At 72.9% G+C, this 12,352-nt stretch carries 11 protein-coding genes; 3 read left to right on the plus strand and 8 right to left on the minus strand.

Annotated features, from left to right (window positions below; all coding sequences use genetic code 11):
- Window positions 1-109 precede the first annotated feature (109 nt).
- The 7 genes from ACIPLC_RS09835 to ACIPLC_RS09865 all read right to left on the minus strand — a co-directional run bounded on the left by ACIPLC_RS09835 (window position 110) and on the right by ACIPLC_RS09865 (window position 6,021).
- Window positions 110-1,429, minus strand: a complete 1,320-nt coding sequence (locus ACIPLC_RS09835; RefSeq protein ID WP_400472420.1) for a sulfate adenylyltransferase subunit 1 — start codon at window positions 1,427-1,429, stop codon at window positions 110-112.
- Window positions 1,430-1,431: 2 nt separating this feature from the next.
- Window positions 1,432-2,394: a sulfate adenylyltransferase subunit CysD gene (gene cysD / locus ACIPLC_RS09840; protein ID WP_400472421.1), complete on the minus strand. Its 963-nt coding sequence runs from the start codon at window positions 2,392-2,394 to the stop codon at window positions 1,432-1,434.
- Window positions 2,391-2,987 (minus strand): adenylyl-sulfate kinase, encoded by a 597-nt coding sequence (gene cysC / locus ACIPLC_RS09845; RefSeq protein WP_400472422.1) that lies wholly within the window; start codon window positions 2,985-2,987, stop codon window positions 2,391-2,393. The genes cysD and cysC overlap by 4 nt, the downstream gene beginning before the upstream one ends.
- Window positions 2,988-3,021: 34 nt before the next feature.
- Entirely contained in the window at window positions 3,022-3,723 is a 702-nt protein-coding gene (locus ACIPLC_RS09850; RefSeq protein ID WP_400472423.1) for a phosphoadenylyl-sulfate reductase, read from the minus strand.
- Complete coding sequence (locus tag ACIPLC_RS09855) at window positions 3,704-4,018, minus strand: hypothetical protein (RefSeq protein ID WP_400472474.1); 315 nt, start codon at window positions 4,016-4,018, stop codon at window positions 3,704-3,706. Before ACIPLC_RS09855 ends, ACIPLC_RS09850 begins: the two co-directional genes overlap by 20 nt.
- Window positions 4,015-5,739, minus strand: a complete 1,725-nt coding sequence (locus ACIPLC_RS09860; RefSeq protein ID WP_400472424.1) for a nitrite/sulfite reductase — start codon at window positions 5,737-5,739, stop codon at window positions 4,015-4,017. The genes ACIPLC_RS09855 and ACIPLC_RS09860 overlap by 4 nt, the downstream gene beginning before the upstream one ends.
- 198 nt (window positions 5,740-5,937) lie before the next feature.
- Complete coding sequence (locus ACIPLC_RS09865; RefSeq protein WP_329492070.1) at window positions 5,938-6,021, minus strand: putative leader peptide; 84 nt, start codon at window positions 6,019-6,021, stop codon at window positions 5,938-5,940.
- A gap of 178 nt (window positions 6,022-6,199) precedes the next feature.
- On the opposite strand from ACIPLC_RS09865, the gene ACIPLC_RS09870 reads away from it, so the two are divergent.
- Complete coding sequence (locus tag ACIPLC_RS09870) at window positions 6,200-7,492, plus strand: YihY/virulence factor BrkB family protein (RefSeq protein WP_400472425.1); 1,293 nt, start codon at window positions 6,200-6,202, stop codon at window positions 7,490-7,492.
- A 193-nt stretch (window positions 7,493-7,685) separates the two neighbouring features.
- Here ACIPLC_RS09870 and ACIPLC_RS09875 read toward each other — a convergent pair whose 3' ends face one another.
- The gene (locus ACIPLC_RS09875; RefSeq protein ID WP_400472426.1) at window positions 7,686-9,368 is read right to left on the minus strand and encodes an FtsW/RodA/SpoVE family cell cycle protein; all 1,683 of its coding nucleotides are present in this window, start codon (window positions 9,366-9,368) and stop codon (window positions 7,686-7,688) included.
- A gap of 211 nt (window positions 9,369-9,579) precedes the next feature.
- Between ACIPLC_RS09875 and ACIPLC_RS09880 the strand changes: the two genes are divergently transcribed.
- Window positions 9,580-10,665 (plus strand): cytochrome c oxidase assembly protein, encoded by a 1,086-nt coding sequence (locus ACIPLC_RS09880; RefSeq protein ID WP_400472427.1) that lies wholly within the window; start codon window positions 9,580-9,582, stop codon window positions 10,663-10,665.
- A gap of 313 nt (window positions 10,666-10,978) precedes the next feature.
- Entirely contained in the window at window positions 10,979-12,100 is a 1,122-nt protein-coding gene (rsgA, locus tag ACIPLC_RS09885; protein ID WP_400472428.1) for a ribosome small subunit-dependent GTPase A, read from the plus strand.
- Window positions 12,101-12,352 lie beyond the last annotated feature (252 nt).

The following is a 12,352-nucleotide window of genomic DNA, read 5'->3' on the forward strand; positions in this document are numbered from 1 at the left end:
CAGCGCTGTCGGCCCGCACATCGGGTCAGGCCGCCCTGGCCGCTGCCGAGGACGCCGCTGCCGATGCGGCCGCCTTCCTTGTCCATGTCCGAGAACGCCTCGCTGGGCATCAGACCCAGTCCTCCTCAGCGGGTTCGGTGGCGCGTACGGTCGCGAAGGCCTCGCCCGCCATGCCGGCGGTGAGGGTGGTGCCGTCGGCCGGGTCGATCAGGAGGAACGAGCCGGTGCGGCGGTTGTCGGAGTAGGCGTCGAGCGCCAGGGGCTCGGCGGTGCGCAGCACCACGTGGCCGAGGTCGTTGACGTTCAACCCCTCGGCGCCGGAGCGCTGTTCGAGCGTGTCGACGTCGATCCGGTAGGTGATCTCCTTGACGAGCGCGCGCACGGTGCGGGTGGTGTGCTTGAGCAGGACCTTGTCGCCGGTGCGCAGCGGGCGCTCGTCGAGGTGGCTGACGGTGGCCTCGATGTCCCTGGTGGGCGTGGGGATCACGCCGGCCGCGATCAGGTCGCCGCGGGAGACGTCGATGTCGTCGGCGAGGCGGACGGTGATCGACTGGGGTGCCCAGGCGAGGTCCGTCTCGCGGCCGAGCGCGTCGATCCCGGCGACGGTGGTGGTGTGGCCGGATGGCAGCACCGTCACCGGGTCGCCGACCCGCAGCACGCCGGAGGCCAACTGCCCGGCGTAGCCGCGGTAGTCGGGGTGTTCCTCGCTCTGCGGGCGGATCACGTACTGGACCGGGAAGCGGGCCGGCTCGGCGCCCGGGTCGCTGCCGACCGGGACGGTCTCCAGGTGCTCCAGCAGGGTCGGGCCGCCGTACCAGTCCATGTGCGCGGACGGCTCGACGACGTTGTCCCCGGCGAGGGCCGAGATCGGCACGGCCACCACGTCGCCCACACCGAGCGAGGCGGCGTAGGCGGTGAACTCCTCGGCGATGGCGGCGAAGACGGGCTCGGCGTAGTCGACCAGGTCCATCTTGTTGACGGCCAGGACGACGTGCGGCACCCGCAGCAGCGCGGCGACGGCGGCGTGCCGGCGGGTCTGCTCGACGACGCCGTTGCGGGCGTCGACCAGCACGACGGCCAGTTCGGCGGTGGAGGCGCCGGTCACCATGTTGCGGGTGTACTGCACGTGGCCGGGGGTGTCGGCGAGGATGAACCGCCGCCGGGGGGTGGCGAAGTAGCGGTAGGCCACGTCGATGGTGATGCCCTGCTCGCGCTCGGCGCGCAGGCCGTCGGTGAGCAGCGCGAGGTCGGGCGCGTCCTGGCCGCGGCCCAGGGAGACGCGTTCGACGGCCTCCAGCTGGTCGGCGAGCACCGACTTGGAGTCGTGCAGCAGCCGGCCGACCAGGGTGGACTTGCCGTCGTCGACGGACCCGGCGGTGGCGAAGCGCAGCAGCGAGGTGGCGGTGGCTTCCCGGGTGGTGCTGGTCATGGCTAGAAGTACCCCTCGCGCTTGCGGTCTTCCATCGCGGCCTCGGACAGCTTGTCGTCGGCTCGCGTCGCGCCTCGTTCGGTGAGGCGCGAGGCGGCGATCTCGGCGATCACGGCCTGGATGTCGGTGGCGTCCGAGTCGACGGCGCCGGTGCAGGACATGTCGCCGACGGTGCGGTAGCGGATCAGCCGCCGCTCGACGGGCTCGTTCTCCTTGGGGCCGCCCCACGCGCCGGCGGTCAGCCACATGCCGCCGCGGGCGAAGACGTCCCGCTCGTGGGCGTAGTAGATCTCCGGGAGGTCGATGCCCTCGCGCTCGATGTACTGCCAGACGTCCAGCTCGGTCCAGTTGGACAGCGGGAAGACGCGTACGTGCTCGCCGACGGCGTGCCGGCCGTTGTACAGCGACCACAGCTCGGGGCGCTGGCGGCGCGGGTCCCAGGCGCCGAACTCGTCGCGCAGGGAGAACACGCGCTCCTTGGCGCGGGCCTTCTCCTCGTCGCGGCGCCCGCCGCCGAACACCGCGTCGAAGCGGTTCGTCTCGATGGCGTCGAGCAGCGGGACGGTCTGCAGCGGGTTGCGGGTGCCGTCCGGGCGCTCGCGCAGCCGGCCGTCGTCGATGAAGTCCTGGACGTGGGCGACGTGCAGGCGCAGGCCGTGCTCGGCCACGACGCGGTCGCGGTACTCGATGACCTCGGGGAAGTTGTGCCCGGTGTCGACGTGCAGCAGCGAGAACGGCACGGCGGCCGGGTGGAAGGCCTTGAGTGCCAGGTGCAGCATGACGATGGAGTCCTTGCCGCCCGAGAAGAGGATCACCGGGCGCTCGAACTCCCCCGCGACCTCGCGGAAGACGTGCACCGACTCGGCCTCCAGCGCGTCCAGGTGGGACAGCGCGAAGGGGCCCCCCGCGTGCTGGTCCTGGTCCTGGGCGCCGGTGCGGACCGGGCCGTCGGTCGCGGTGGTCATGCGAGACCCCTCTCGGTCAGGAAGGCGTGCAGCTCGGCGGCGGACTCGGCGACCGCGCGGCCCTGGGTCTGGATCCGCAGCTCCGGCTTCTCCGGCGCCTCGTACGGGTCGTCCACGCCGGTGAGGCCGGCGAGCTCGCCGGCGGCCTGCTTGGCGTACAGGCCCTTGACGTCGCGTTCGGCGCACAGCTCGACCGGGGTGGCGACGTGGATCTCCAGGAACTCGGTGCCGGCCGCCGCGTGCCGCTCGCGCACCGCGGCGCGCGAGTCGGCGAACGGGGCGATCACCGGGGCGAGCACCTTGACGCCGTGGGCGGCGAGCCTCTCGGCGACGAAGCCGATCCGGGTCACGTTGGTGTGCCGGTCCTCGCGGGTGAAGCCGAGGCCCTTGGAGAGGAACTCGCGGACCTCGTCGCCGTCCAGGACCTCGACCCGGTGGCCCTCGGCGCGCAGCCGCCCGGCCAGGGCGAAGGCGAGCGTGGTCTTGCCCGCGCTCGGCAGCCCGGTCAGCCACACGGTGGCGCCGCGCTCGCAGGGGTCGGCCGCGGGGGCGGCCTCCGCGGCTCCGCCGGCGGCCTGGGTGTGAGCCGTCACAGTCTCAAGTCCTTCGTCGGTAGTGGGGGGTGGGTCAGAGGTGGATGCCGCACTCGGTCTTGCCGGAGCCGGACCAGCGCCCGGCCCGGGCGTCCTCGCCCTCGGCGGGCTTGCGGGTGCAGGACAGCGGCGAGCAGCCGATCGAGGTGTAGCCCTCCCACAGCAGCGGGTTGAGCAGCACCCCGTGGGCGGCGACGTAGGCGTCCACGTCCTCCTGCGTCCACCGGGCGATCGGGGCGATCTTGACCTTGCGGCGCCTGGCGTCCCAGGACACCACCGGGGTGTTCGCCCGGCTCGGGGACTCGTCGCGGCGCAGCCCGGTCGCCCAGGCGTCGTAGCCGCCGAGGCCGCGGTTCAGCGGCTCGACCTTGCGCAGCGCGCAGCACAGGTCCGGGTCGCGGTCGTGCAGGTCCGGCCCGTGCTCGGCGTCCTGCTCGGCCACGGTGCGCAGCGGCTTGAGGGTGATGACGTTGACCGGCATGGTCGCGGCCACCGCGTCCCGGGTGCCGATGGTCTCCGGGAAGTGGTAGCCGGTGTCCAGGAACACCACGTCCACGCCGGGGAACACCGAGGAGGCGAGGTGGGCGACGACCGCGTCCTCCATCGAGGAGGTGACGCAGAAGCGGTGGCCGAAGGTGTCGGCGGCCCAGGCCAGGATCTCCTGGGGCGTCGCCTCCGCCAGCTCGCGGCCGGCCCGGACGGCTATCTCCTCGTGGTCAGTCGTCGCGCTGGTCACTGGACGAACCCCCGTTGGTCGCAGTCGAGTTGGTCGCAGTCGAGGTGGCGGCAGTCGAGTTGGTCGGAGTCGAGGTGGCGGCAGTCGAGTTGGTCGGAGTCGAGGTGGCGGCAGTCGAGTCGGTCGCTCGCGGGGCGGCCGCGGTCGAGGCGGCCGGAGACAGCAGGCCGAGGAACTTGAGCTGGAAGGCGCGGCGGCACCCGTGGCACTCCCAGGCGCCGTGCCCGGCCTCGGAGGGACGCAGGTCCTCGTCCCCGCAGTACGGGCAGAAGAACGGCGCGGCACGCTCACTCACGACAGCTGCTCCTCGCCGGCCCGGGCCGCCCACTGGGCGAAGCGCTCGCCCTCGGTGCGGTCGGCCTGGTAGCGGGTCAGGACGCGCTCGACGTAGTCGGGCAGGTCGTCCTTGGTGACCTTGAGGCCGCGGACCTTGCGGCCGAACCCGGCCTCCAGGCCGAGCGCGCCGCCCAGGTGCACCTGGTAGCCCTCGACCTGCTCGCCGTTGCCGTCCGGGACCAGCTGGCCCTTGAGGCCGATGTCGGCGACCTGGATGCGGGCGCAGGCGTTCGGGCAGCCGTTGATGTTGATGGTCAGCGGTTCGGCGAAGTCCGGCAGGCGCTTCTCCAGTTCGTCGATGAGCGTGCGGCCGCGCTCCTTGGTCTCGACGATGGCGAGCTTGCAGTACTCGATGCCGGTGCAGGCCATGGTGCCGCGGCGGAACGGCGACGGGGTGACCCGCAGGTCCAGCGCTTCCAGGCCGGCCACCACCGAGTCGACCTGGTCCTCGGCGATGTCGAGGACCAGCATCTTCTGTTCGGCGGTGGTGCGCAGCCGGTCGCTGCCGTGCGCGGCGGCGAGGTCGGCGATCCGGCCGAGCAGCCGGCCGTCGACCCGGCCGACGCGCGGCGCGAAGCCGATGTAGTACCGGCCGTCCTTCTGCCGGTGGACGCCGACGTGGTCGCGCCAGCGGCCGCTGGGCTCCTGCGGCGCGGGGCCGTCGACCAGCCGGTACTTGAGGTACTCGTCCTCCAGCACCTGGCGGAACTTCTCCACGCCCCAGTCGGCGACCAGGAACTTCAGCCGGGCGCGGTTGCGCAGCCGGCGGTAGCCGTAGTCGCGGAAGATGCCGATGACGCCGCCGTAGACGTCGGCGACCTCGTCCAGCGGGACCCAGGCACCCAGGCGCACGCCCAGCTTGGGGTTGGTGGACAGCCCGCCGCCGACCCACAGGTCGAAGCCGGGGCCGTGTTCGGGGTGGACCACGCCGACGAAGGCGATGTCGTTGATCTCGTGCGCGACGTCCAGCAGCGGGGAGCCGGAGACGGCGGACTTGAACTTGCGCGGCAGGTTGGAGAAGTCCTTGTTGCCGATGAAGCGCCGCTGGATCTCGTCGATGGCGGGGGTGCCGTCGATGATCTCGTCCTCGGCGATGCCGGCCACCGGGGAGCCGAGGATGACGCGCGGGGTGTCGCCGCAGGCCTCGGTGGTGGACAGGCCGACGGCCTCCAGCTTCTGCCAGATCGCCGGGACGTCCTCGATTCGGATCCAGTGGTACTGGACGTTCTGGCGGTCGGTCAGGTCGGCGGTGTTGCGGGCGTACTGCTCGGAGACCTCGGCGATCGCCTTCAGCTGGGCGACGGTCAGCCGGCCGCCGTCGACGCGCACGCGCAGCATGAAGTACTCGGCGTCGAGCTCGTGCGGCTCCAGGATCGCGGTCCTGCCGCCGTCGATGCCCTCCTTGCGCTGGGTGTAGAGACCCCACCAGCGCATCCGGCCGCGCAGGTCGGCGGGGTCGATCGAGTCGAAGCCCCGGTGCGCGTAGATCGTCTCAATACGTGTCCGTACGTTGAGACCGTCGTCGTCCTTCTTGAACTGCTCGTTGGCGTTCAGGGGGGTGAAGTGGCCCATGCCCCACTGGCCCTCGCCGCGGTGACGGGTCACCTTGCGAGGCGCGGCGGGGCGGCGCGCGGCGGCGCGGTCGGCCGTGGGCTCGGCGGTCTCGGGGGTGGTGGCCATGGTGAAGTCCTTCGGGGCAGATGGCTCTGACGCCGGGTGGGTCGCTGGGGGTGCGCGGCGGTGCGGTGCTGCTGTGACCTGCGGGTTCACCCAGGTCCGGAGAGAGCAGTGACCGTGGCCGGCCGGGCGCCCACGCGTCCGCTCCAGCGGGGACTGCGAGGTGGGTGGCGCCGGGTGCGGTGGTGCGGCGGGGTGGGCTCAGATCACCGGACAGATGGCGCTGGACACGCGAAGGAGATCGACGTGGAGTCGACCAACTAGGGTGGTTCCGGCGCTCGGCATGGCAAGAGATTGGCACGGCGCGGGACTTGCGGTCCACTAACATCCGGATGGCGGACGCTGAGGTTTCGCTATGTGAGACTGCCGGGAATCCCCGCCGCTCCCCGCCCCGACGTCCGTCCACGCGCCCGTACCCCGGGGGAGATCAACCGCGCGGCCCCGGCCCGATACCGTTAGGCCTGTGCAAGCAGCAGGCGAGACGAGCAGACCGAACCCCGAGCGGCCCTCCCGGCGCCGGGGCAAGGGCTCCCGGCGTGCGGCCAAGCAGGCCGCCTGGCGCCGCACGGCGTGGGAGCTGGTCAAGGACACCACCAACACCTGCGTCGAGTACCGGGTCACCGGACTCGCCGCGGAGGCGGCCTTCTTCACGCTGCTGTCGATCCCGCCGCTGCTGCTCGGCCTGGCCGGCACCGTCGGTTACCTCGACCAGTTCCTCGACGCCACCACCATCGAGCGGCTCAAGCACGACATCGTCTCGGCCTCCGGGACGGTCCTGTCGGACTCGTCCGTCAACGAGGTCGTGGTGCCCCTGCTGAACCAGGTCTTCGACCAGGCCCGGCCCGACCTCGTCTCGATCGGCTTCCTGCTGTCGCTGTGGTCCGGCTCCAGAGCGCTCTACATCTTCATCGACACCATCACCGTCATGTACGGGCTCGACGGCAAGCGGGGCATCGTCAAGACCCGGCTGATGTCCCTCGGCCTCTACTTCGGCGCCCTCGTCATCAGCTCCCTGGTGCTGCCGCTGCTGATGGCCGGACCCGGACTCGTCGAGAACGCCGTGCCCGGCGCCGCCGGACTGGTCGGCGCCGCCTACTGGCCGGTCGCCATCGTGCTGCTGATCGTCTCCCTCACCACCCTCTACCACCTGGCCGTCCCCGTCTCCACCCCGTGGCGCGAGGACGTCCCCGGCGCCCTGGTCGCCCTGGTGGTGCTGGTCGTCTGCAGCGTCGCCCTGCGGATCTACCTGGTCAGCTCGGTCGAGGGCCCCTCGGTGTACGGCTCGCTGGCCGCGCCGGTGGCCGTACTGCTGTGGATCTTCGTGGTCGCCCTGGCCGTCCTCATCGGCGCCGCCATGAACGCCGCCATAGACCGCCGCTGGCCCACCCTGGAGACCGCCGACGCCCGCGCCGAGAACGAGCGCGCCCAGGAGGAGGCCGCCGCCGCCGTGGTCCGCGAGGTCGCCGCCCGGCGCGCCGCCGAACGGGCCCGGCGCGCCCGCGAACTCGGCCTCGCCGAAGGCGCCGAGGAGGAGTGGGGCGAGGAGGACGGCGACGACGTCGACGTCCCCTCCGAGTACCCGGAGCGCTGGGCCGACGTCCTGGCCGCCGACAACGTCCGCGGCCGCCTCACCGCCCGCGGCGGGCCCCACCACCGGCCCGGCCCGCCCCCGCCGGACAGCGACCGGCCGTCCGGGCCGCCGCCGGAGCGGCGGGCGCCCGACCACCCGCCCAGGCCGCCGTGGGAGCAGCGGTAGCGGGAGTCTCCGGGCGCGGTGAACGCACGCACAGGGCCTCCCCCGCATCTCGCGGGGGAGGCCCTGTGCCGTTCGTCCGTGTCCCGTGTCCCGTGTCCCGTTCGCCGGGCGCCGCGTCGGCTGCTCGGCTGCTCGGCGGGGCCGACGGGTGGTCGGCGGTGGTCGCCGGTGGTCGCCGGTGGCCGGCGGATGGTCAGGCGGTCGCCGGGTTCGGCGGGAAGGGGGACCGAGGGGCCGGGGGGTACCCGTACGGGGACTGCTCGGCCAGGGTGTGCGGGGCGTGCGGCGTGGCCGGGTTGACCTCGGTCCGGTCCGGGTCCGGGCCCGGGGCGACCGGGTTCGGGGCCGTCAGGTCCGGGCCGCTCGGCGCGGTCGGGCTCGGGCTCGGGCTCGGGTTCGCGGTCGGGCTCGGGTTCGTCGGGCCCGGACCGCCCGGGGCCGCCGACCGGCCCGCCGGTCCGGCCTGCGCAGGGAGCGGCTCGGGGCTCGGCGGCGCCGGCTCCAGGGCCGTGCGCCCGGCCGAGTCGCTCAGCTTGATCAGCAGCGCCACGATCAGCCAGTTCGCCAGCAGCGACGAGCCGCCCGCCGCCAGGAACGGCAGCGCCTTGCCGGTCAGCGGCACCAGCCCGCTCACCCCGCCGACCACCACGAACACCTGCAGCGCCAGCGCCGTCGACAACCCCGCCGCCAGCAGCTTGCCGAACGGGTCGGTCAGCCCGACCGCCGTCCGCAGCCCGCGCTGGACCAGCAGCAGGTACACCAGCAGCACCGCCGTCACCCCGGCCAGGCCCAGCTCCTCGCCGATCGTGGTGAAGACGAAGTCGCTGCGCCCGGCGAAGCCGATCAGCCACGGCCGCCCCGAGCCCAGGCCCGTCCCGGTCAGGTGCCCGGTGCCCAGGCTGAACAGCGCCTCGGCGGGCTGGTCGGAGATGATCGCCGGGTCGTGGTGCTCCTTGTAGATGTCGAGCGGGTGCAGCCAGGCCTCGACGCGCCCGTGCACGTGCGGCTCCACGGTGCCGACCACGGCCGCGCCGCCGACCGCCATCAGCACGCCGAGCACCACCCAACTGGTCCGCTCGGTCGCCACGTACAGCATCACGACGAAGACGCCGAAGAAGATCAGCGAGGTGCCGAGGTCGCGCTCGAAGACCAGCACCAGCAGGCTGACCACCCAGATCGCCAGCACCGGGCCGACGTGTCGCCCGCGCGGCAGGGTCATCCCCCAGATCTTCCGGCCGGCCAGCGCGAGCGCGTCCCGGGAGGCCATCAGGTAGCCGGCGAAGAAGATCGTGATCGCGACCTTCACGAACTCGTCCGGCTCGAAGGAGAGGCCGAACAGGCGGATCCAGCGCTTGGCGCCGAAGTCCTCCGGCCGGCCCGGGAAGAACGCGGGCGCCGCCAGCAGGATCAGCGCCCCCGTCATCAGCAGGTACACGTACCGCTGGAAGAACCGGTGGTGCTTGATCAGCACGATCAGCGCGATCGCCACCGCGACCGAGACGAACACCCACATCAGTTGTGAGGGCGCGGCCGGGAGCTTCTGGTAGTCGCCCTTCCGGGCGTGCGCCGCCGCGTAGGAGATGTCCAGCCGGTCCAGCAGCATCAGCCCGAAGCCGGTCAGGAAGACGCCCAGCGGCAGGATCAGCGGATCCGCGTACGGGGCGAAGCGCCGCACCGCCAGGTGCGCCGCCCCGGCCAGGCCGCCCAGCGCCAGGCCGTGGACCAGCAGCCCGGGCGGCATCTTGCCGGTCAGTGCCAGATCGGCGTCGACGTGCCCCGCCAGACAGACGGCCACCGCGAGCGCCAGCAGGCCCAGCTCGATGTTGCGGTGGCGCGCCGCCAGCCGGCGGCCCTCGCCGCGTGCAGTGCTTTGCACCCTTGTCGTCCCCTTGTCATCACCCGCGTGGCCGGTATCGCCGACGGTGCATCCTGCCAGACGAACACGCCCCTCCGCCGGTTGCGGTCCGGGGGCCGACGAGGCCGGAACTTTGCCTGGGCAAAGCTTTTTTCGGGCTTGGTAAAGCTTTGTTCAGGCGCAGGTATAGAGGCGGGCCCCGGGCGCGGCGGGCGCCGGGCGGGAGGCCATCATGGCCGGGCGCCGTGGTCCGGTCCGCGGCGTCCGACGGACCGCCGGACGGCGCCGGCGGCGGCAGGGCGCGAGCGAGGTGGGCGGACGGATGGACGGCGCGGTGCGAGTGCTCGCCTACAGCGGACCGCCGCCCTGGCAGTGGTCCGACCTCGCCACCTCGTGGACGGCCGAACCGCTCGTGCTCGCCCTCTCCGTGCTGCTCGGCGGCTGGTACCTGACCGCGGTGCGCACCGTCCACCGGGCCGGGGGCGAACGCTGGCAGCCGTCCCGCACCGCCGCCTTCCTCGGCGGGCTGCTGCTGTGGATCTGGTGCACCTGCTCCGGCCTCGGCGTGTACGAGCGGATCCTGTTCACCGACCGGGCCGTCCAGGTCGTGCTGCTGCTGATGGTCGTCCCGCTGCTGCTCGCGCTCGGCGCGCCGGTCTCGCTGCTGGTCGCGGCCGCGCCGCCGGCCCGGCGCGAGCGCGTCCTGCGGGCGCTGCGCAGCGGGCCGTCCAAGGTGCTGATGTTCCCGGCCGTCTCCACCGCGCTGCTGATGGCCCCGCCGTGGCTGCTCTACTTCACGCCCTGGTACGAGGAGTCGGTGTCCAGCGCGTTCGGGAACGTGCTGCTGCACCTGGCGCTGGTGCTGCTCGGGCTGGCGTACTTCTGGCCGCGGCTGCAGATCGACCCGGTCGGGCGTGAGTACCCGCACCTGGTCGGGCTGTTCATCACCTTCGCCGAGGTGATCTTCGACGCGGGGCTCGGGCTGGTGCTGATCTACGGCGGCCACCTGGTCGCCGAGCACTACTACGTGGCGCTCGGGCGGCCGTGGGGGCCGAGCCTGGCACAGGACCAGACCTGGGGCGGCAACATGCTCTGGGTGCTGGGTGACCTGGTCGGGCTGCCGTTCCTGGCCGCGCTGGTGCGGCGGATGGTGGTCCAGGGCCGGGAGGAGATCAAGGCGGTGGACGCCGAACTGGACGCGCGCTTCGAGGAGGCCGCGGCGCAGGCGCAGGCGGCGGGGCTGCCGGCCGAGGAGGAGGCCGGGATGCGGCCCTGGTGGCTGGACGACCCGAACCTCAAGCACCGGTACGGCGGGTAGCCGGCTCCGGCGGTTTCCTGAGCGCGAAGTCCGCGCTTTTGTAGGTCCAATGTTGGCCCCTTCGCTGCGTTTCCGCAGGTCAAAAATCAGTTGGCCAAGCCACGCCGACCAGCTAGCGTTTCTCCCGTCCGGATCGGGGGCCTTCGCGGCCGCCCGAGGAGCAGAGAGCAGGAGGTGAACCCCGTGGTCGTTGTCGCCCCGATAGCTGCCTTGGGCAGCACTCGCGTTCACCTCCTCTTCCCGGCCGCCGGCTGACCCCTTCCGCGCCAGCCGCAGCCCGCCGGGATCATCTCCTCCCGAAGGGCCCACCGCGTTGTTCAACGCTGCCTCCGCTCCGTCGTTCCCCTCCACCTCTCCCTCTGGCGAGCTGCCGCTGTCCGGCTACGGCTGGAAGCCCGAGCTCGCCGAACTCTTCACCCCACTGACCGAGGCCGGGCTGATCCCGGCCCGGATCGTCCGGGTCGACCGCGGCCAGTGCGACGCCGTGCTCGCCGATCCGGAGACGGGTGAGCCGCGCACCGTCCGGCTCGACACCCGCCCGGTCGGCGATGCCGACATGATCAACTGCCCGTGCACCGGAGACTGGGCCGCCGTGGACCTCCACGCCCAGCCGATGGCCGCCGTCGCCGCACTGCTGCCCCGCTCGACCGCGATCATCCGCAAGGTGGCCGGCAAGCGTTCCGACGGCCAGGTGCTCGCGGCCAACGTCGACACCGTCCTGATCGCCGCCTCGCTCGCGGCCGACCCGGACCTCGGCCGGATAGAGCGCTTCCTCGCCCTGGCCTGGGAGTCCGGCGCCGACCCCCTGGTCGTCCTCACCAAGGCCGACCTGGTGGACGACGCCGAGTTCATCCGCGCCGACGTCGAGGCCGTCGCGCCCGGTGTCACCGTGCTCGTGGTCAGCGCCGAGACCGGCGAGGGCATGGAGGTGCTGCGCGCCTGCGCGCCCGGCACCACGGCCGTGATCGGCCAGTCCGGCGTCGGCAAGTCCACGCTCACCAACGCGCTCGCCGGCGTCACGGCGATGGCCGTCCAGGAGGCCCGCTCGGTCGACCAGAAGGGGCGCCACACCACGACCACCCGTGAGCTGATCCCGCTGCCCGGCGGGGGTGTGCTCATCGACACCCCGGGGCTGCGCGAGGTCGGCCTCTACGGTGGCGAGGGCGTGGACCTGGCCTTCGCCGACATCGCCGAACTGGCCGAGGAATGCCGCTTCCACGACTGCGGCCACCACACCGAGCCCGGCTGTGCGGTGCAGGCCGCGCTGGTCGACGGCACCCTGCCGCAACGCCGGATGGACAGCTACCTCAAGCTCCAGCGCGAGAACGAGTGGATCGCCTCCCGTTCGGACGCCCGGGTGGCCTCGGCCCGGGCGAAGAAGTGGAAGTCGCTCTCCAAGTCGATGCGCGCGGCGGGAGGCCCCGTGAAGCGCTGAGCAGGATGCGGGAGGCCGCGACCGGCCTCCGCCTGGGCCACCCGGCTCAGCGGAGGCCGGCCGGCGGCCGGAAACGCTCCAGGACCACCGCGGTGGTCGCGTCCACGGTGAAACCCGGGTCACCGAGGGCGCGGCGAGCCACCCTGGCCGGCGCCGGACCGTGCCAGCAACGCGCGTGGAGCCCCGGCCTGCGGCAGCGCGTGCGCCGAGCGCTGCGGCGTGGCCTTCGTGGCGTGGTCTCCTCGGGGGTGG

Source organism: Kitasatospora sp. NPDC086801, from assembly GCF_044745805.1.
In the GTDB taxonomy this organism is placed as follows: Bacteria; Actinomycetota; Actinomycetes; order Streptomycetales; family Streptomycetaceae; genus Kitasatospora.